The following is a 19,483-nucleotide window of genomic DNA, read 5'->3' on the forward strand; positions in this document are numbered from 1 at the left end:
TTGCCTCGCTATTCGGCGGCGACGGTCTGGAGCCTGCGCTCCACGCCGTCGCCGGCCTTGCCGTGGGGGTTCAGGGGAAAGATCATGCACACGCGGGCGCCACGCAGCGTCTGAGCGTCGGCCAGCTTCAACTCGCCGCCGTGGTCCTCGCAAATGCGTTTGACAATGGCCAGGCCCAGGCCCGTGCCCTTTTCGCGCGTGGTCACATAGGGTTCGGTCAGACGGTCGCGGTCGCGCGCCGGCAAACCCACCCCGTCGTCCTCAATCACAAAGGTCGCGTGGCCATCCTCGACCACCAGCGAGGCGATGACGCCGGGATCGTCCGACGCTGCATCCTCGCCCGCCGCCGCCCGCCGCGCCGCGACGGATTCGCCGGCGTTCTTCAGGATGTTCAGCAGGGCCTGCCCCACCATCCGTCCGTCACTTTCCAGCACGACCGGCGGCAGCGGCTCCACGATATCCACCACGATGTCCGGCGCCGCGACCCGCTGGGCGAACACCGCCTCGCGCAACATCTCCGACGGGTTCGACGGGGCGAAGCGCGGCGCCGGCATTCGGGCGAAGGATGAGAACTCATCCACCATCCGGCCGATATCTCCGACCTGGCGGATGATGGTGTCGGTGCAGCGGTCGAAGATCTCGACATCCTCGCCGATGCGCGCGCGGTATTTGCGCTTCAGCCGCTCGGCCGACAGCTGGATCGGCGTCAGCGGGTTCTTGATCTCATGGGCGATGCGACGGGCCACGTCGCGCCAGGCGGCGTTGCGCTGGGCCGTGACCAGGCGGGTGATATCGTCGAAGGTCAGGACCATCTCGCCCCCCTGCCCGCCCTCGATGCGAACGCGCAGGCGCCGGGTGTCCCCGCCCCGGCTGACATCGATGTCTTCCTCGATATGGGCTTCCGCCCGGCGCACCAGATCGCTCAGTTCCGGCGACAGGGCGCCCAGTTCGTGCCCCAGCACCTCGGCTTCCTCGATGTGCAGCAGTTGCAGAGCGCTGTCGTTGATGGCGGACACCCGACCGCGCCGATCCAGGCCGATCACGCCGGCGCTGACGCCCGACAGCACCGTCTCGATGAAATGGCTGCGGTCCTGCGCCTCGTCGCTGGCCGCCTTCAGCGCGCTCTGCTGGCCCTGAAGATCGCCGGTCATACGGTTGAAGGCGTCCGACAGGGTGGCGATCTCGGCCGGGGCGCCGGCGCTGTCCACCCGCGCGGTGAAGTCCCCGCCCGCGATCTGGCCTGCCGCCTTGACCAGCCGTCCGATTGGAGCCGAAATGCTGCTGGCGGCCGACATACCCAGCCAGACCGCGCCCACCAGCACCAGCAGCGCCGTCTCCAGATAGCTGAGAATGAAGGCCGACTGGATTCGCGCTCGGCTTTCCTGCGCCTCTCGATAGGCCTGGATCGACTGGTCCGAGGCGTTCATCCGCGCGATCAACCCGTCTTGCAGCGGCCGGACCAGATAGAGGAAGGCGTCGCCATACGCCGGCAAGGCGATGATCGACCTAACAGTATCCGGGTTCTGCGTGACATCGGTCGGCGGCTTGCCGTCCTGGGCCGCCGCTTCAAGGTAAGTGCGCGGCGGCGCCAGATAGGGCGGCGCGCCTAGCTGCTCAGCTCGCGCCAGAACTTCGCCCTCGGCGTTCACGATGTAGATGGCGGGATAGCGAAAGATGTCGCCGACCTGAGCCAGGGCGGCGTTGAACTGAATGCGGTCCGCAAACAGGCCCTTCGCGCTGTCTAGCTGCTCCGAAATGGTGACTAGATCGGCATCCATCGAGTTGGCGACGTCGCGAACGTAAGCTCGACCGATGATGGCGCCGTTGTCGACCGAAGCGCTGACGTTTTCGCTGAACCACTGGTCCACCCCCCGATTGACCAGTACGCCGAACACCAGGGCGATCAGCACCGACGGGATCAGCGCCACCATAGAGAATAGGGCCACGAACCGCAGGTGCAGGCGCGAGCCCGCCTCTTCCGTGCTGCGCGCCAAGGTCAGCACGCGACGGCCCACGATGAAGGCCAGCCCGGCGATCAACACCAGATTGGCGACCAGTACGATCAGGGCGATTTCGCTGCTTGATCCGCGCGCCACCCCGCCTCCAGCGCCGGGAGCCACCGCCACCAGCCAGATCGCCGCCGCCGTGATCGCCACGGCCAGGAAATAGGCTACCCCGAACCCGGTCCGCGCCCGTTCCGTATCGACCCACCCCCAGAACGACTCGTCGTCCGGCGTTCGGCCGGGCGAAGGTGTCGTCGCTGAAGGCGTATCCGTCATGCCACAGCACTCTCCATTACCTGTGGCCTGTTTTCAACAACGGACTTGCTGATCTGCGACCGATTCGATCGCCATAGGTCTTGCATCGCGGCTTCGATGGCCTGCGGCTCATCCAACCGGCAAATTCTTGCCTTGGCTTCGCGGCGGTGTTGCGGATCGGCCGGCCACGGCGCCTGCTCGATGTACCAACCCAGATGTTTGCGGAACATCTTCAGGCCCAGAGGCATGCCGTAGAAGGCGATGGACGCGCGCAGATGCTCCACCACGATAGTCAGACGAGCCTCCGGGCCGGGCTCGGCCAGATCAACCCCGTCGCTCAACGCCCGATCCAGATGCGCCGCCAGCCAGGGTCGCCCATAGACGCCGCGTCCCAGCATCAGCCCGTCCGCCCCGGACTTCGCCAACGCCTCGCGGGCCGCCTCGGCCGTAACGATGTCGCCATTGACGATGACGGGGATGTCCACCGCCGACTTGACCGCACCCACCGCCGCCCAATCGGCATGGCCGGTATAAAACTGTTTGCGGGTGCGGCCATGAACCGTCACCGCCTTGACCCCGATCTGCTCGGCCCGCGCTGCCAGATCGGCGGCGTTGCGGCTTTCATCGTCCCAGCCCAGCCGCATCTTGACCGTCACCGGCCGCGCGGTCGCCTCGACTACCGCTTCCATGATCCGACACGCCAGATCCGGCGTCCGCATCAGGGCCGAACCGGCGGCCGAGCCCGTGACCTCCTTGGCCGGACAGCCGAAGTTCAGATCGACGATGTCGGCCCCGGCCTTCTCGGCCATGCGCGCGCCCTCAGCCATCTGTTCGGGGTCGCGTCCGACCAGTTGGATCACCGTCAGCGGCAGGCCCGCCCCGACCGCCGCCCGCCGCACCACATCGGGCCGCGCGCGCGCCAACTCCTTGGCCGCCACCATTTCGGTCGCGACATAGGCGGCGCCCAGCCGGGACGCCAGCACGCGGAACGGCAGGTCGGTCACGCCCGTCATCGGCGCCATCAGCACCTGGCCGGGCACGGTCACGTCGCCGATCTGAAGGGTCTTGGCCATCCGCGCCTTTCGCAGCATCACAGCCCCCTTCGTCAAGCATGACCGCGGCCGATTGATGGTTTCGCCCCGTCGCGGCGCGCACTATCAAGGCCGCCATGACTTTTTCGGGCATCATCGTCGCGGCCGGCTCCGGTTCGCGGGCCGGAGGCGACAAACAGTGGCGGCGGCTGGGCGGCAAGCCCGTGCTGCGCTGGTCAGCCGAGGCGCTTCTGCACGCTGGAGCCGCCGAACTGATCGTGGTCGTTGCGGCGGGCGCGGAAGGCCGCGCGGCCGACGCCCTGAACGGTCTGAACGGCTGGCGCGCCATCGCTGGAGGCGACGCCCGCGCCGATTCGGTGCGGGCGGGTCTGGCCGCGCTGACCTGCGGCCTCGATCAACCCATTCTGATCCACGACGCGGCGCGTCCGCTGCTGGGCGCCCAGATCATCGCGCATCTGGTCGCGGCGCTAGACGACGCCGACGGCGCCCTGCCCGCCCTGGCCCTCGCCGACAGCCTGCGTCGCGCCGAGGATCGGACGATCACCCAGGCGGTGGCCCGCGACGACCTATGGCGCGCACAAACCCCCCAGGCGTTCCGGCGCGGCGTGATCGAAGCCGCCTACGCCGCCTGGACCGACGCCGATCCGCCGACGGACGAGGCCACGGTGGTCCAGCGGGCGGGCGGACGCGTCGTTCTGGTTCCCGGCGATCCCCGCCTGTTGAAACTGACCTTCCCCGAGGATTTCGCCATGGCCGAGGCCCTGCTGTCGCAAGACGCCCCACGCTATCAGACCCGCATTGGCTCGGGCTACGACGTGCATCGCTGGGGCCCGGGCGGTTCTGTCTGGCTATGCGGGATCGAGGTGCCGCACGATCAGACGCTGATCGGCCATTCCGACGCCGACGCCGGGCTTCACGCCCTGACCGACGCCATACTGGGCGCTATCGCGGCCGGCGACATCGGCGACCATTTTCCGCCGACCGATCCCAGGTGGAAGGGCGCCTCGTCCGACCAGTTCCTGGTCCACGCCGCCGAACTGACGGCCCAGCGTGGCGGGCGGATCGTCAATGTGGACGTCACCCTGATCTGCGAACGCCCCAAGGTGAAGCCGCACCGCCAGGCCATGCGCGACCGCATCGCCGCCCTGCTGGACCTTCCGCTGGACGCCGTCAGCGTCAAGGCCACCACGACCGAGGGCCTGGGCTTCACCGGCCGGGGCGAGGGTCTGGCCGCGCAGGCCGTCGTCGCGGTGGAAATGCCCGTCCGCTAGCGCGAATATCGCATCTGGCGCACCAGCGACCCGAACAGATTGACGTAATCGTCCGTCCACGGACGAACGTCGGTCCTGTCCAGCACGCGCCAGCGGCCGTCGTCGCTATAGGGCTTCACCGCCGCCTCGCTCTTGCCGATCAGCAGGGCCTCGGTCGAGGCCTCTGCCATCTGGCCCTGCTCCGATTTCTCCAGATAGACCTGGTGCAGGTGGGGCGCGGCCAGCGCCTGCGCCGCCGCCTCGGCCGGCCGGGTGATCTCCAGGTTTCGGTTCGACAGGTGCAGGACCACCACCCCGTCCGGCGCCAGCAGCCGCAGATAGCCCTTGATCGCCTCGACCGTCAGCAGATGCGTCGGCACGGCGTCCGAGGAAAAGGCGTCGATGATCAACAGGTCATACGACCCCGCCGGCTCTCGATCCATGGTCAGGCGCGCATCGCCGATCACTGTGCGTACAGGCCCGTCGGCGCAGCCGTCGATGAAGCTGAACCAGCGCGGATCGCGCGACAGGCGGTCCACCATCGGATCGATCTCGAAGAAGGTCAGCCGATCCTGCTCGCGCTTATAGGCCGCCATGGCGCCCGATCCCTGACCGACCACCCCGACCCGCGCCCCGTCCAGATGACGCGCCTGGGTCTGCAACATGGCCTGGCCCAGCGGGGTGGAGGTGGCGTAATACAGGGTCGGCTGACAGAGGCGCGACGGTACTTGCGCTTGCGCCCCATGCAGGGTCGTGCCGTGCATCAGCACATGGACCGGCCCCCCCATCCGCGGGTCGTCGATCTGGGCCACCCGCATGACGCCAAAGAAGCTGCGCTCCGACAGGGCCCAGTCATAGCCTCTCGCCAGGTGATAGCCCGACCAGACGATGGCCCCCAGCACCACGGCGAACATCACCGCCCGGTTTCGCACCAGGAAGGCGAACATGGCCGCAATGCCCAGGATAGCTTGAGCTATGCGGATCAACTGCGCGTCAGGCACAGCCGCGCGGATGTCGGGGGCGTAACGCACCGCCTCCATCGACAGCGGCCCCAGGAAGGCGATCACGACGCCGGCGACGCCGCACATGATCTCCCACGGCTGCATCTCGCGCCGGCTCCACGGCCTTAGCAAGGCGGCGGCGACCAGGACCAGCGGGTATTCCCAGACCATGTTGAACACCATCGGCGCCATCAGGCCGTTGAAGGCCCCGCCGACCACGCCGCCCAGCGACAGCAGAAGATAGAATTCGGTCAGCCGATCCGGCGGCGGCCGCCGGGCCGCCAGCCGTTGATGGCACATCAGGGCCGTGAAGAAGAAAGCCGCCAGATTGACCGTAAAGACCAGCACCCACTCGCCAGTGCGAAAGGCGATCAGGGCCGCGAAGGCGGCCGCCATCGCGCCCTGCACGCTCAGGGCCAGAACCGGCGGAATGGCCGGCCGCGTCTGGAAGGCGATCACGAAGGTCAGCAGATACAGCGCCAGCGGGATCACCCACAGGAAGGGCGCCGAGGCCACATCGGTGGTCAGATGCGCCGTCACCCCCAGCATCAGGCTGGACGGCGCGGCCGCCAGCAGCACCAGCATCCCTTTTTCGCGCCACGGGATGGGCGCGCTGACCGCCAGGGGCGCGGGCTCGGCCGCCGCGGCCTCGCGCCGGCGCCAGACCAGCAATCCCAAGCCGATCACCAGGGCTACGAACAGGCCATAGCCCAGGCTCCACCCCAGCCGCTGCCCCGACAGGCTGGCCAGAGGTTCGATCAGGATCGGATAGGCCAACAGCGCCAGAAAACTGCCCAGGTTGGACGCGGCGTAGAGGACATAGGGGTTCTTGCCGTCCGCATGGCCCGCCCGCACCCGCGCGTACCAGGCCTGCAACAGGGGCGCGGTCGCCGAAAGCACCGCTAACGGCGCGCCGATCGAAACCGCCAGAGTGGCCAACAGCCACAGCGCTGGCTGCGTTGCATCGGGATCGCCGAACACCCCGCTGATCCTCAGCGGCAGGAACAGCGCCGCCAAGGCCAGCAGAACCAGATGCGTTCCCACCTGCGCCCTCAGGCTGGGCAGGCGCTGCAGCAGATGGGCGTAGGCGTATCCAGCCAGCAGCGCGGTCTGGAAGAAGACCATCGAGGCGTTCCACACCGACGGCGACCCGCCCAGCGTCGGCAGGATCAGCTTGGCCGCCATCGGCTGAACCACGAAGACCAGACAGGCCGAGGTGAAGATGGCGACCGCGAACAGGATCGGCGCCAGGGGGTCGGCCTTCCGGCCGGCGGTATGCAGCGGTTCGACGGCCTCGGTCATGCCTCTGGTTAGAACCGGGTTCGCGGCCTATGAAAAGACAATGTTCCCCCAAGACATCCAGCGCCTGGCGCAACAGATCGTCGCAACCGCGACGGAACGCGGCCTGATGCTGACAACGGCCGAAAGCTGCACCGGCGGCCTGGTCGCCGCCGCCCTGACGGCCGTTCCCGGATCGTCCGCCGCCCTGGATCGCGGTTTCGTCACCTACAGCAACGCCGCCAAGGTGCAGATGTTGGACGTGCCCGAAGAAACTCTGGCCCGTCATGGCGCGGTGTCGCAGCCGACTGCTCGCGCCATGGCGATGGGTGCGGCGGCCCGTTCTGACGCTCAGGTTTCAGTCTCCGTCACCGGCGTGGCCGGCCCCGGCGGCGGATCGGCGGACAAGCCGGTCGGACTGGTGCATTTCGCCGCTTCGGGGCCTTTGGGCGTCGTCCACCGCGAGATGCGGTTCGGCGACATCGGCCGCGACGCCGTGCGTCTGGCCAGCGTGCGCGTGGCGCTGGAGCTGCTGGCGGATCGGCTGGGGTGAACGATCCCGTCGTCGTCGATGCACGCGGCCACCGCTGCCCGGTCCCCAGCCTGAAGCTGATGAAGGCGATGCAGGACGCCGCCCCCGGCGCCCGGTTCGTTCTGTTGGCCACGGACCCGATGGCCCGGATCGACGTGCCGTTCCTGATGTCTCAGAAGGGCGGAAAGGTCCTCGCCATAGAAGAGGTCGACGGGATCTTGCGTCTTACGATCGAGATCGGCGGCTGGCCCGACGCTCCGACAGATTGACCACGCCGGCCGGCACGGCCTCCAACTCGGCCTGTTTCTTGGCGGCCAGCTCCATTTCCGTGGCGAAGGCCCCGCCATAGAAGATGGCGTTGACGTTCCACGACAGCCAGATCAGCAGCACGACCACCGCGCCCACCGACCCATAGGTGGCCCCCAGGGGCGCGATCTGCTCGACATAGATGGCGCACAGCCACGACGACACCACCGACATCAGCGTCGCGACCAGACCGCCCACCGCCGCCGGCAGCCAGGCGACCGGCGTCCGGTGGCTCATGGCGTAGCGATAGAGCAGCGTCATCCCGATCACCAAGCCGATGGCGGGCAGGAAGGAGTCCAGCGGCGCCATTGCCTTAGCCTGCGACTCGGCCGCCGCCGACGAGGCATGGGCCAGGATCCGTACCGTCACCACCGCGCCCGACACCACGGTGAACAGGGCGAAGGCGAAGACGGCCACAAAGAAGGCCAGCAGGTTGAATTTGAAGAAGCCATGCGGCTCCGTCTCATCATGGATCAGGTTCAACCCGGCCAGCAAGGCCTTGAATCCCCTGTGCGCCGCATAGGCGCCCACGAACAGGGCGAAGGCGCTCTGGGCCGAGACGGTCCGGGCTGAGGCGTTGCTCAACCGGGCGATCTCGTCCTGAAATATGGTCTGGGCGGCGTTGGGCAAGAGGTCTGACAGGGCGGCCGCCTGGGCGCTGACCTCGCTGATCGACAGGCCCAGCTTGTAGAATCCGATCAGGATGGCGATGGCCGGAAACACCGCAAGCAGGGCGAAGAACGACACCCCGCCGGTATAGAGCATGACGTCGCGCCCCCAACTGCGGGTGAAGGCCCTGACCGCCAGCCCGCCCCAGAATTTGGGCGCCTTCAGCACCGATCGTGTCAGCTGTTCGCTCAAGCCGGTCCCCACAACCGTTACTGCAAGCGGCGGAACCTAGCGGATTCCGCCGTCGGTTAAAGTCTCATCCGCGTGAGGACGGTCTTTCCACGATCCCGCCACGATGCGACGCGGCGTGACATTGCATCCTTAACACCCTCGTCGTTATGGTCCGCCCGCTTCTCGCCCAGCTTGGGCTTAAGGGGCTACGGAGACGACCGGCTTGGCTTTCGACGCGCGTGTATTGATCCTGGCGGCCGACGACGGCCGGATCGGGCCGCTCGCCGCCGGGCTGGACGCCTTGGGATGGCGCACGGTGACGGCGCGCGACGTCGTCTCGGGCGAGATGACGCTGAAGGATTTCCCGCTGGAAGCCGCCGTCGTCGACATCGACGGCATGGGCGAGGACGTTGCTCTGCGTCTGCGCGCCGCCGCCGAACCGCGTCGCCTGCCCATTCTGGTGATCGGCGCCCGCCCCGACAGCATCGGCGGCGCCGACATGACCATGTCCGTTCCGCCGCACCCGGCCCAGGCGGCGCTTCGGCTGGAGCAGTTGGGCCGCGCCGCCATCGCCGAGGAGGAGTTTCGCCTGCGCGTCACCACCTTCGCCACGCGCGGCGTCACCCTGGACGCCCGCACCCAGGACGACGGTCCTCTGCGCGTGCTGGCCGCCGGGGTGGCCGACCGCCGTTTCCTGGCCCTGTCCAACGCCCTGACCGCTGCCGGCGTTGAGGTGATCGCGGCCCCTACCCCCTACACCGCCTTCGACTATCTGCACGAAAGCCCGTTCGACGCCGCCGTCCTGTGGGGCGCCCAGGATCACGCGCCCGCCCTGTCCATTGCGGCGGGCATGAAGCGCAACACCCGCCTCTACCACATCCCGCTGATGCTCTATCTGCGCGGCAAGAACGAGATCAGCCTGTCGGAGCTGTTCAATCGCGGCTTCGCCGATGTCGCCTCGGTCGATACGCCGGAAGGCGAGACGGCCGAGCGGATCCTGGCCCTGGCCGGCGCCCACCGCACCCACCTTGGCATTCGAAAGACGCTGGATTCGGTGCGTGGTCTGGAGCTGATGGACCCAGAGACGGGCCTGTTCACGCCCGAACTGTTCGCCAGCCACCTGGCCCGCGTGGCCGAGGCGTCGCGCGCGCGCAAGCGCCCGCTTTCCGTCTGCGTCCTGCGGGTGCGAGAGACCGAGGCGGTCACCTGGGCGCGGCAGGGCGGCTGGCTGGACCGCGCCATGCCCCAGATCGGGGCCATGGTCTCGCGCCTTGTCCGAGTCGAGGATACGCCGGCGCGTCTGGCCAAGGAGGTCTTCGCCCTCGCCCTGCCCGCCACCCATGCCGAGCCGGCGCGCCTGGCGGCCGAACGGATCGCCGCCGTCATCGGCTGCACCGCTTTCGACGCTGGCCCTGATCGTTCGCCGTTCGTGGCAGAGTTCGACGTCGGCGCCGCCGAGATGCGCCCCGACGAAAGCGCCGCCGCCCTTCTGGAACGGGCATCCGCCGACCTGTTCGAGAAGACGCGCTGACGGCGGGCGTCTACACCCCCGCCACCCGCGCCAGATCGGCGGTGATCCGTTCCGCCACCTTCAGTCGATCTTCCGCCGTGGGCCAATCGCCCGACACCACGATCTTCTGATCCGGCCTGATCTTCCAGAAGGCCTGGTTCTTCTGGATCAGCCCCACCAGCCCAACGGGATTGGGGAAGCTGTTGTCGCGCAGGGTCAGAACCGCGCCGCGTGGGCCGATGTCGATCTTTTCGATACAGGCCTTGCGGCAATTGGCCTTGATGCCGACGATCTTCAGCAGTTGCTGCGCTTCGTCGGGCAAAGGTCCGAAACGGTCGATCAGCTCGGCGGCCAGGGCTTCGCGATCCTCGCTCCGCTCGGCGTCGGACAGACGGCGGTAAAGGCTCAGACGCACGTTCAGGTCCGGCACGTAATCTTCTGGAATCAGGACAGAAGCCCCAACGTTGATAGACGGCGACCAGCCGCGATCCACGGTCACGCCCTCGCCCTTCTCCTTCAGCTCGGCGACCGCGTCCTCCAGCATCTGCTGGTACAGTTCGACGCCGACCTCGCGGATATGGCCCGACTGTTCGTCGCCCAGCAGATTGCCGCCGCCGCGCTGATCCAGGTCGTGGCTGGCCAGTTGGAAACCGGCGCCCAGATTGTCCAGCGACTGCAGCACCTGCAGACGCCGCTCGGCCGACAGGGTCATGGGCTTGATCGGATCGGTGGTCAGATAGGCGAAGGCTCGCGCCTTGGACCGCCCGACCCGTCCCCGAATCTGATAAAGCTGAGCCAGGCCGAACATGTCGGCCCGGTGCACGACCAGCGTATTGGCCGTCGGAATATCCAGCCCGCTTTCGACGATGGTGGTCGAGACAAGCACGTCGTACTCCCCGTCGTAGAAGGCGCTCATCACCTCCTCCAGCTGGGTCGCGCTCATCTGGCCGTGGCCGACGACGAACTTCACTTCGGGGACCTGTTCGCGCAGGAACTTCTCGATGTCCGGCAGGTCTTTCAGGCGCGGCGCGACATAGTAGGCCTGACCGCCGCGATATTTCTCGCGCAGCAGGGCCTCGCGCACCAGCACCGGATCCCATGGCGTCACATAGGTTCGCACCGCCAGGCGGTCGACCGGCGGGGTGGCGATGATCGACATCTCGCGAATTCCGGTCAGGGCCATCTGCAGGGTGCGCGGGATCGGCGTGGCGGTCAGGGTCAGCAGATGCACGTCGGCCCGAAGCGTCTTCAGCTTCTCCTTGTGCTTGACGCCGAAATGCTGCTCCTCGTCCACGATCACCAGGCCCAGGTCGCGGAACCCGACCTGTTCGGCCAGGACCGCATGGGTGCCGACCACGATCTCGACCGAGCCGTCCTTCAGGCCCGCCCGCGTCTCCGTCGCCTCCTTGCCCGTCACCATCCGCGACAGCTGACGCACCTTGACCGGCCAGCCGGCGAACCGTTCGGTGAAGGTCTTGAAGTGCTGACGCGCCAGCAGGGTGGTCGGGGCCACCACGGCCACCTGTTGCCCCGTCATGGCCACCACGAAAGCCGCCCGCAGCGCAACCTCCGTCTTGCCGAAGCCGACGTCGCCGCAGATCAGGCGATCCATCGGCACGCCCTTGCCCAGGTCTTCCAGCACGTCGCCGATGGCGTTCAACTGGTCGTCGGTCTCTTCATACGGGAAGCGCGCGCAGAATTCGGCGAACAGACCGGGCGGCGGGGTGACGGCCTCCGTCTCGCGCAGCGCGCGCTTGGCGGCCAGGGCGATCAGCCCCTCGGCCATGGCGCGCAGCCGCTCCTTGGCCTTGGCCTTGCGCGCCTGCCAGCCCGCGCCCCCCAGCCGATCCAGCTGAGCCCCTTCGGAATCCGAGCCGTAACGGGTCAGAAGGTCGATGTTCTCGACCGGCAGATACAGTTTGCTCTCCCCGGCGTACATCAGCTCCAGGCAGTCGTGCGGCGCCTGCTGGATATCCAGCGTCTTCAGGCCCTCGTAACGGCCGATGCCGTGATCCAGGTGGACGACCAGATCGCCGGTCGTCAGGGCCGAGGCCTCGGCCAGGAAGTTCGAGGCCCGGCGCTTCTTCCGGGGCCGCGCCAGACGGTCGCCCAGGATGTCGGTTTCGGAGATTACGGCCACATCGTCGGTGACGAAGCCATGTTCGACCGGCAGGACGCCCCGCAGATACAGGTCCTCGGGCGCCGACTGCACATCGGCCCAGTCGCGCACGGCGACGATGTGATCCAGCCCATGGTCGGCCAGCATGGTCGCCAGTCGCTCGGACGAGCCTTCGGTCCAGCTGGCGAACAACACCCGCTTGCCCTCGCCTTTCAGCGTCTGGGCGTGGGCGGCGACAGCTTCGAACAGATTGACGCTGTCCTGCGCCCGTTCGGCCGCGAAGGTTCGGCCCAGCCGTCCGCCCGCGTCCTCGCTGCCGTTAGAGAAGGGCGTGAACCGCCGCACCGCCCGGCCCGCCAGCGCCTGATTCCAGTCGCCCGCGTCCATATAGAGTTGCTTCGGCGGCAGGGCGCGATTGGCGACTGCGCCCCCCTTCGCTTTCGCCGCCTCCGCGCGCGCCTCATAGGCGTCGGCGATCAGGTCCCAACGCTCGCCACGCGCCGTCTCGACCTGATTGTCCAGAAACACCTGCGCCTGATCCGGCAGATAGTCGAACAGGGTGTCCAGGCCGTCGTAGAACAACGGCAGCCACTGCTCCATGCCCTGACGCCGCGCGCCCTCGCTGATCGTCGCATACAAAGGATCGTCTCCCGGCGCCCCGAACAGGTTCAGGTATCCGGTGCGGAAGCGCGAAATGGCGGCGGCGTCCAGCAGGGCCTCCGACACCGGCGCCAGCGACACGGCCTTCATCTGCCCCGTCGAACGCTGTGTCTCGGGATCAAAGGTGCGGATCGATTCCAGTTCGGAGCCAAACATATCCAGCCGCACCGGCTCGGCGAAGCCGGGCGGATAGACGTCCACCACCCCGCCGCGCACGGCGAACTCCCCGCGTTCCGAAACGGTGGAGGCGCGGACATAGCCGTTGGCGGCGAAATACCGCTCCAGCGCCTGAATATCCAGGTCGCGGCCGACCTTGGTCTCGAAACCGGCCTGAAGGGTCACGGACCGGGGCGGCGTGCGCTGCATGGCTGCCGAAATCGTCGTGACGACCAGCACCGGCGCGTCGTCCGGCTTGCGTTGCGCCAGCCGCGTCAGGGTCGCCATCCGCTGCGCCGCAATGCCCGCCGTGGGGCTCAGCCGGTCATAGGGCAGGCAATCCCAGGCCGGATACTCCAGCACTTCAATATCTTGCGAGAAGAACTTAAACGCCTGAACGAAGGCGCCCGACCGCTGATAATCCCGCGCGACGAACAGGGCGACGTCGCCCGCCGCCTTCAGACGCTCGGCCGTAATCAGGGCGTCCAGCCCCTCCGGCGCCCCCCCCAGGTCGGCGTCGGTCCGCATCACCTGCTGATCCATCAACCGATACCCTTGCTGACTTCGGCGGCGACATGGGCGCGCATGAAGGCGCGCACCTTGGCCATCACCGGCGTCTCGAACTCGGGCGGCGTCGGCTCACGCTCGATGATCCAGCCATAGAGCCACTGATCCTCCTCCTCGATCAGCCGCTCGAACAGGTCCAGCTCGGCGTCGGTCAGGGTCGGCGCCACCTGGTCCGAGAATGGACCCAGCACCATGTCGGCCTCGCGGAACCCCCGGCGCCAGGAGCGGAATTGGATGCGGCCCAGGCGCTGCTTGCGGTCCTGGGTCATTTCGCCTTCGGGGCGCGCGTCGATTTCGGCCACAAGAATCCTTGCCCGTTGAATATGCCGGTGCGCTCAAGCAGCGATCCGCCGCGTGGCGAGCGATGGCGCACCCGAAATGGAAGAAGCGCAGATAGCGTTCCTCGCCCTGTTTCGCCACCCGTCATGGTCACGCTATGTTCCCCGCGATGCGCCCGCCGAGTCTCTTTCCCCTGTTCGCCGAGGTTTCGACCCTGAAGGGCGTGGGTCCGCGCGCCCTGCCCCTGGTGCAGAAGGTCGCCGGGCCGCTGGTGCGCGATCTGGTCTTCCTGTCGCCGTCGGGCGTCATCGTCCGCCGTCCGATGCAGGCCGCCGACGCGGTGGACGGCGAGGTCGGCGTCTTCGAGGTGACCATCGACCGGATGTTCGTCCCCAGCCGGCCAGGCGCCCCGCTGAAGGTGCGGGCGACCGACCCCACCGGCTTCGTCCACCTGGTCTGGTTCGGCGGATCGGCCCAGCACATCGACCGACTGCTGCCGCGTGGTGAGACGCGGCTGGTCTCGGGCAAGGTCGAGCGCTTCAATGGCGAGGTCCAGATCGTCCATCCCGACATCGCCGCGCTGGACAAGGCCGCCGACATCCCCGCCTCCGAACCCGTCTATCCGGCGACCCAAGGACTGACCTCGCGCCAGCTTCGCAAACTGGTCCAGGCCGCCCTGCCCGCCGCGCCGAATCTGGCCGAATGGCAGGATGCGGCCTGGCTGAAGAAGCAGGGCTGGCTGTCCTGGCGCGCCGCGCTGGACGCCCTGCACGCCCCCGCGGGCGAACCTGACCTGTCGCCCGAAGCGCCTGTCCGTCAGCGCCTGGCCTATGACGAATTCCTGGCCCACCAGTTGGCCCTGGCCCGCCGCCGTCGCGCGAGAGAGATCAAGCCCGCGCCCGTCATCGCGCCGGGCGCGGCGTCCGACCATCTGCTTCAGGCCCTGCCCTTCCAGCTGACAAACGCTCAGGCCCAGGCTGTCGCGGAAATCCGCCGCGATCTGGCCGGCGGCAAACAGATGGGCCGTCTGCTGCAGGGCGATGTGGGTTCCGGCAAGACCGCCGTCGCCGCTCTCGCCCTAGCCGACGCGGCGTCCAGCGGTTTCCAGTCCGCCCTGATGGCGCCGACCGAAATTCTGGCGCGCCAGCACTACGAGAAGCTGGGTCCCCTGCTGGGAAGCGCGGGCGTCGACGCTGTCCTGCTGACCGGCCGCGACACCAACGGCCAAAGGCGCGAGAAACTGGCCGCCCTCGCATCGGGCCAGGCCCAGGTCGCCATCGGCACCCACGCCCTGTTCCAGGACGCCGTGCGTTTCGACCGGCTGGCCCTGGCCGTCATCGACGAACAGCACCGTTTCGGCGTCAGCGAGCGCCAGCGTCTTCAGGCCAAGGGCGACCCGCGTCTGGGCGCCGTTCACCTGCTGACCATGTCAGCCACCCCCATCCCCCGCACGCTTGAGTTGACGCAGTACGGCGAACTGGAGGTCAGCCGCCTGATGGAAAAGCCGCCCGGCCGCACCCCCGTCACCACCGCCGTCCTGCCCCTGGCCCGCATCGGCGAGGTCGCCGCCCGTTTGAAGACCGCTGTCGAAAGCGGCGCCCAGGCCTATTGGATCTGCCCCTTGGTCGCGGAATCGGAAGCCATAGACCTCGCCGCCGCCGTCGACCGCGCCGACGACCTTCGCCGCTTGCTGGGGGTCGAGGTCGGCCTGGCCCACGGCCAGATGCCCGGCGCCGAGCGCGAGGCGGTCATGGCCGACTTCGCCGATGGCCGCCGGCCGGTTCTGGTGGCGACCACGGTGGTCGAGGTCGGGGTCGATGTCCCCAACGCCTCAATCATGGTGATCGAACACGCCGACCGTTTCGGCCTGGCCCAGTTGCACCAGCTGCGCGGTCGCGTCGGTCGCGGCGCCAAGGCCAGCGCCTGCATCCTCCTGTATGGCGGACAGGACGGGGGCCTGGGTGACACGGCGAAAGAGCGGCTCGACACTCTGCGCCGCACCGAGGACGGCTTCGTCATCGCGGAGGAGGATTTCCGCCTGCGCGGCGGCGGCGACCCGCTGGGCCTGAAACAGAGCGGGTTTCCCGCCTACCGTTTCGCCGACCCGATCAAGCACCGCACCCTGATGCTGGCCGCAGCCGACGACGCCCGACTGATCCTGAACCGCGACCCCGATCTGACCTCCGAACGCGGCCAGGCGGTGCAGGTGTTGGAGGAGCTATTCGACTGGAAAGGCCATAAGGCGGGGTCGGACTGACAGGCGGCGCGGCTCTCCATCCTAATCGGGTAGGAAAAGCCGAATCCAGTCAGGGACGTGCGCCGCAGCAGCGTCATTCGACCCAACCTAGCCCCAGGCCGTGTTAGTCTTGTGGATCGGTCTTTGACATCGTTGGTAAGTTGGACTCGTTGGACTGTTTTTTTGGGTTCAACTTCGCGCCTGGAAACGATCCGGTCCTTAACCGATTATCCCGCTCCACCCATCGAAACCAACTTCGACATTCGCCGGAACAAGCGCCGACAACGCCTTGTAATCCATGTCGATATGCAGGTTGGTCAGCACCGCCTGCTCCACATCGGCGGCGGCGATCCATTCCAGCGCCTGGTCCAGATGGGCGTGGGTCGGGTGGGGCGTGTACCGTAGGGCGTCCACGATCCACAGCTGGCAGCCCGCCACAGCTTTCAGGGCCGCCTCGTCCAGGTCCGACACGTCGCTGGAATAGGCCATGTCGCCCAGCCGGTACCCTACCGACCGGATCGGTCCGTGCGCCTGATCGAAGGTCGTGACCGGGACCGCGCCGCCCGCCCCCTCGACCGACCACGCTTCGCCATGCGGCGGAATCGTGTGCGCCTCCAGCAACGGCGGATAGCCCAGCTTGGTCGCGAAGATATAGTCGAACCGATGCGTCAGCGACGTCCGCGTCGCCGCGTCCATCCAGGCTGGAATCCGCTTTCGCGCCCGCGCGGCGAAGGTGCGCAGATCGTCGATCCCATGCGTCTGGTCGGCATGATCGTGGGTGTAGAGCACGGAGTCGACGTGCATAGTCCCGCTCGCCAGCATCTGCTCGCGCAGGTCCGGCGAGGTGTCGATCAGGACATTGGTCACGCCGTCCGCTCCGGCTTTGCGGGCCAGCATCGAACAGCGCGTGCGACGGTTCCTGGGCTCGCCCGGATCACAGGCGCCCCAGTCGCCGTCGCCGCGCGGCACGCCGCCTGACGATCCGCTACCCAGGATGACGACCTCGAAACTCATGCCGATCTCGGTATCCGGTCAAAAAGGCCGAAGAAGGCCTCGGTCGTGATCCGGTCCGCCTCCTCGGCGGTCCAGCCCCGAATTTCAGCCAGCTTGTCCATCACATGACCGATATAGGCCGGCTCGTTGCGCCGCCCCCGATGCGGAATGGGCGCCAGATAGGGGCAGTCGGTCTCCACGATGATCCGGTCGCCCGGCATGTCGCGAATGACCGCCCGCACATCCTCGGCCGCCTTGAAGGTGGCGATGCCGGACACCGAGAACCACGCCCCCATTTCCGCAGCAAACTTCGCCAGTTGCGGCCCGCTCGTGTAGCAGTGCATCAACATCTTGAACCGCCCGGCGGCGCATTCCTCGCGCAGGATATCCGTCATCACCTCGTCCGCCTCTCGGGTATGGATCACCAGCGGCAGACCGGTTTCTCGCGCGGCAGCCACATGCTGGCGGAACACCGCGGCCTGAATCTCGCGCGGGCTGAGGTCATAGTGGAAATCCAGGCCGCACTCGCCGATCCCCACCACCTTGGGCCGCTGCGCCAGTTCGATCAGGGTCGCCGCCGTCAGGTCCGCCGCATCCTTGGCCTCGTGCGGATGGACCCCCACCGTGCACCAGATGTCGTCATGCGCCATGGCGATCCCATGGGTCGCCTCGAAGGTCGTCAGCTTGTCCGAAATCTCGACCATCAGCCCGACGCCCGCCTCGCGCGCCCGCGCGATAACGGCGTCCCGGTCCTCGTCGAACTGCGGCGCATGCAGGTTCACATGGCTGTCGATCAGCATCAGCCCATCCCCCCCTGTTGGACCTGAACCCGGCGGATGTCCGCCAGGGCGCCGGCCAGCACGTCGCCGCGATCCAGGTTCAAACCCGCCGTCCGTTCCGGCAGGGGCTGCAGCCGCTCCCACAGATCGGCCCAGCGATGGCCGCCGGACCCGCCGCCCAGCGCCCGCATCTTCACCGCCGAAATCAGTCGGTCCATCAGCACTTCGAACCGTTCCTGCCCTTCGGCGCCCCGGAACTTGTCGGCGACCGCAAGGGCCTCGGCCCGGTCGATGTCGCCCTCCACCCAGCGCCGCGCCAGTTGATCCATCTCGAACGTCCCGCCCGAAGCCAACGCCAGGGCCGCGCCCGGCGATCCGCCCGCCATGGCCGCCGCGTGTTCGGCGTCCTCGCGCTCAACGCCCGTCCGGTTACGAACCAACGCCTCCAGCCGATCCGGCGTCCAGATCGGGAAACTCAGCCGCCGACACCGCGAGCGGATGGTCGCCAGCAGCCTTCCTGGCGCATGGGTCACCAGAAACAGCACCCCACGCTCGGGCGGCTCTTCAAGAACCTTCAGCAAGGCGTTGGCGGCGTTGACATTCAGGTCGTCCGCGGCATCGATGATCGCCACCCGATGTTGGGCCTGAGACGGGCTCTTGGAGAAGAACTCCGGCAGTTCGCGCGACTGGTCGACCGAGATCGACTTCTTGGTCTTGCCCCCTTCGACCAGCCGCTCCAGCACCAGGAGATCGGGGTGGGCCTGGGCCGAGATCAGCCGACTGACCGAATCGTCGCGCCGCGCTCCCAAGGGCCCGCGCGCTGGATCGGCCGCAGCCCCCAGCAGACGCCGCGCCGCGCGATAAGCGAAGGTCGCCTTGCCCACGCCCTCGACCCCGCACAACAGCCAGGCATGATGCAGCCGCCCCCGCTCCCAAGCGTCCAAAAACGCCGCCTCGGCCGCCGCATCGGGGACCAGATCGAATCGGTCGCGAGGATGATCCTCGCTCACAGCAGCCGGTCCTGAACCGCCCGCCAGACCCGCGCCTCCACCTCGTCCAGCGAACCGACCGCATCGATCAGCACGCACCGTTCGGGATGCGCCTCTACGATCCTCAGGAACCCTTCCCGCAGACGCTGATGGAAGGCTAGCCCCTTGGATTCGAACCGCGTCTCGAACAGGCCGCGCCCGAACGCACGCTCTAGCCCCACCTCGACCGGCAGATCGAAGATCAGGGTCAGGTCCGGCTGGTCCGCGCCGACCACGCCGGCGTCGATCTGTTCGATGAAGCTCTGGGCCACGCCGCCGCCCGCGCCCTGATAGGCGCGACTGCTGTCGGCGAACCGATCGCACACCACCCAGTCGCCGGCCTCCAGCGCCGGTCTCACCGTATGCTCCAGATGATCGGACCGGGCCGCATACATCAAAAGGGTCTCGGTCATGGCCGACCACGGCTCGGCCTCGTTGGCCACCACCAAGTTGCGGATCACCTCGGCGCCCTTCGATCCGCCGGGTTCGCGCGTGCGCACCACCTGCCGGTCGCCCAGCACGGGTTTCAGCCGCTCGACCAGTCGCCCGACCTGGGTCGACTTGCCGGCGCCCTCGCCGCCTTCGAAGCTTATGAAACGTCCACGGGTCACGGGCGCACTAATGGCGTCCCGGGCGCGG

15 protein-coding genes are annotated in these 19,483 nt (G+C 67.9%); 5 read left to right on the forward strand and 10 right to left on the reverse strand.

The features are described from left to right. Positions 1-8: 8 nt before the first annotated feature. Both KZX42_RS02460 and dusB read right to left on the reverse strand, forming a co-directional pair. Positions 9-2,279 (reverse strand): PAS domain-containing sensor histidine kinase, encoded by a 2,271-nt coding sequence (locus KZX42_RS02460; protein WP_248116753.1) that lies wholly within the window; start codon positions 2,277-2,279, stop codon positions 9-11. Next, on the reverse strand, positions 2,276-3,331 hold the full coding sequence (dusB, locus tag KZX42_RS02465; RefSeq protein ID WP_248116755.1) for a tRNA dihydrouridine synthase DusB: 1,056 nt from the start codon (positions 3,329-3,331) through the stop codon (positions 2,276-2,278). The genes KZX42_RS02460 and dusB overlap by 4 nt, the downstream gene beginning before the upstream one ends. Positions 3,332-3,426: 95 nt before the next feature. Here dusB and KZX42_RS02470 point away from each other — a divergent pair, with 95 nt between their 5' ends. Continuing rightward, positions 3,427-4,581, forward strand: coding sequence for a bifunctional 2-C-methyl-D-erythritol 4-phosphate cytidylyltransferase/2-C-methyl-D-erythritol 2,4-cyclodiphosphate synthase (locus tag KZX42_RS02470; protein WP_248116757.1), 1,155 nt, complete (start codon positions 3,427-3,429; stop codon positions 4,579-4,581). Here KZX42_RS02470 and KZX42_RS02475 read toward each other — a convergent pair. After that, on the reverse strand, positions 4,578-6,863 hold the full coding sequence (locus KZX42_RS02475) for a fused MFS/spermidine synthase (RefSeq protein WP_248116759.1): 2,286 nt from the start codon (positions 6,861-6,863) through the stop codon (positions 4,578-4,580). The two genes, KZX42_RS02470 and KZX42_RS02475, sit on opposite strands and share 4 nt — an antisense overlap. Positions 6,864-6,903: 40 nt before the next feature. On the opposite strand from KZX42_RS02475, the gene KZX42_RS02480 reads away from it, so the two are divergent. Continuing rightward, the gene (locus KZX42_RS02480; RefSeq protein WP_248116762.1) at positions 6,904-7,392 is read left to right on the forward strand and encodes a CinA family protein; all 489 of its coding nucleotides are present in this window, start codon (positions 6,904-6,906) and stop codon (positions 7,390-7,392) included. Further along, positions 7,389-7,640, forward strand: coding sequence for a sulfurtransferase TusA family protein (locus KZX42_RS02485; RefSeq protein ID WP_248116764.1), 252 nt, complete (start codon positions 7,389-7,391; stop codon positions 7,638-7,640). The genes KZX42_RS02480 and KZX42_RS02485 overlap by 4 nt, the downstream gene beginning before the upstream one ends. Here KZX42_RS02485 and KZX42_RS02490 read toward each other — a convergent pair. Further along, the gene (locus KZX42_RS02490) at positions 7,597-8,538 is read right to left on the reverse strand and encodes a YihY/virulence factor BrkB family protein (protein ID WP_248116766.1); all 942 of its coding nucleotides are present in this window, start codon (positions 8,536-8,538) and stop codon (positions 7,597-7,599) included. The genes KZX42_RS02485 and KZX42_RS02490 overlap by 44 nt on opposite strands. Before the next feature lie 202 nt (positions 8,539-8,740). Between KZX42_RS02490 and KZX42_RS02495 the strand changes: the two genes are divergently transcribed. Continuing rightward, positions 8,741-10,048: a diguanylate cyclase gene (locus tag KZX42_RS02495; protein WP_248116768.1), complete on the forward strand. Its 1,308-nt coding sequence runs from the start codon at positions 8,741-8,743 to the stop codon at positions 10,046-10,048. A gap of 10 nt (positions 10,049-10,058) precedes the next feature. Here the strand turns inward: KZX42_RS02495 and mfd are convergent, their stop codons facing one another. Together mfd and KZX42_RS02505 are read right to left on the reverse strand one after the other, a co-directional pair. Then, positions 10,059-13,505: a transcription-repair coupling factor gene (gene mfd / locus KZX42_RS02500; RefSeq protein ID WP_248116770.1), complete on the reverse strand. Its 3,447-nt coding sequence runs from the start codon at positions 13,503-13,505 to the stop codon at positions 10,059-10,061. Beyond that, on the reverse strand, positions 13,505-13,831 hold the full coding sequence (locus tag KZX42_RS02505) for a succinate dehydrogenase assembly factor 2 (RefSeq protein WP_248116772.1): 327 nt from the start codon (positions 13,829-13,831) through the stop codon (positions 13,505-13,507). Before KZX42_RS02505 ends, mfd begins: the two co-directional genes overlap by 1 nt. Before the next feature lie 146 nt (positions 13,832-13,977). On the opposite strand from KZX42_RS02505, the gene recG reads away from it, so the two are divergent. Further along, positions 13,978-16,065 carry an ATP-dependent DNA helicase RecG gene (recG, locus tag KZX42_RS02510; protein ID WP_248116774.1) on the forward strand — a complete coding sequence of 696 codons (2,088 nt, stop codon included), beginning with the start codon at positions 13,978-13,980 and terminating at the stop codon, positions 16,063-16,065. Positions 16,066-16,263: 198 nt separating this feature from the next. On the opposite strand, the gene KZX42_RS02515 is transcribed toward recG, so the two are convergent. Genes KZX42_RS02515 through tmk form a run of 4 tightly spaced genes read right to left on the reverse strand, consistent with a single transcriptional unit; the run spans position 16,264 to position 19,455 of the window. Then, on the reverse strand, positions 16,264-17,058 hold the full coding sequence (locus KZX42_RS02515; RefSeq protein WP_248116776.1) for an MBL fold metallo-hydrolase: 795 nt from the start codon (positions 17,056-17,058) through the stop codon (positions 16,264-16,266). Further along, positions 17,055-17,837: a TatD family hydrolase gene (locus tag KZX42_RS02520; protein ID WP_248116779.1), complete on the reverse strand. Its 783-nt coding sequence runs from the start codon at positions 17,835-17,837 to the stop codon at positions 17,055-17,057. The genes KZX42_RS02515 and KZX42_RS02520 overlap by 4 nt, the downstream gene beginning before the upstream one ends. Beyond that, positions 17,837-18,826, reverse strand: a complete 990-nt coding sequence (locus tag KZX42_RS02525; RefSeq protein ID WP_248116781.1) for a DNA polymerase III subunit delta' — start codon at positions 18,824-18,826, stop codon at positions 17,837-17,839. Before KZX42_RS02525 ends, KZX42_RS02520 begins: the two co-directional genes overlap by 1 nt. Next, positions 18,823-19,455 (reverse strand): dTMP kinase, encoded by a 633-nt coding sequence (gene tmk, locus KZX42_RS02530; RefSeq protein WP_248116783.1) that lies wholly within the window; start codon positions 19,453-19,455, stop codon positions 18,823-18,825. The genes KZX42_RS02525 and tmk overlap by 4 nt, the downstream gene beginning before the upstream one ends. Positions 19,456-19,483: the final 28 nt, after the last annotated feature.

It is taken from the genome of Brevundimonas sp. EYE_349 (assembly GCF_023147505.1).
Taxonomy (GTDB): Bacteria; Pseudomonadota; Alphaproteobacteria; order Caulobacterales; family Caulobacteraceae; genus Brevundimonas.

Coding starts and splice junctions, on each gene's coding strand:
- KZX42_RS02460 (WP_248116753.1), bottom strand. CDS start 2,279: ATGACGGATACGCCTTCAGCGACGACACCTTCGCCCGGCCGAACGCCG.
- KZX42_RS02475 (WP_248116759.1), bottom strand. CDS start 6,863: ATGACCGAGGCCGTCGAACCGCTGCATACCGCCGGCCGGAAGGCCGAC.
- KZX42_RS02520 (WP_248116779.1), bottom strand. CDS start 17,837: ATGCTGATCGACAGCCATGTGAACCTGCATGCGCCGCAGTTCGACGAG.
- KZX42_RS02470 (WP_248116757.1), top strand. CDS start 3,427: ATGACTTTTTCGGGCATCATCGTCGCGGCCGGCTCCGGTTCGCGGGCC.
- KZX42_RS02480 (WP_248116762.1), top strand. CDS start 6,904: ATGTTCCCCCAAGACATCCAGCGCCTGGCGCAACAGATCGTCGCAACC.
- mfd (WP_248116770.1), bottom strand. CDS start 13,505: ATGGATCAGCAGGTGATGCGGACCGACGCCGACCTGGGGGGGGCGCCG.
- recG (WP_248116774.1), top strand. CDS start 13,978: ATGCGCCCGCCGAGTCTCTTTCCCCTGTTCGCCGAGGTTTCGACCCTG.
- KZX42_RS02515 (WP_248116776.1), bottom strand. CDS start 17,058: ATGAGTTTCGAGGTCGTCATCCTGGGTAGCGGATCGTCAGGCGGCGTG.
- dusB (WP_248116755.1), bottom strand. CDS start 3,331: ATGGCCAAGACCCTTCAGATCGGCGACGTGACCGTGCCCGGCCAGGTG.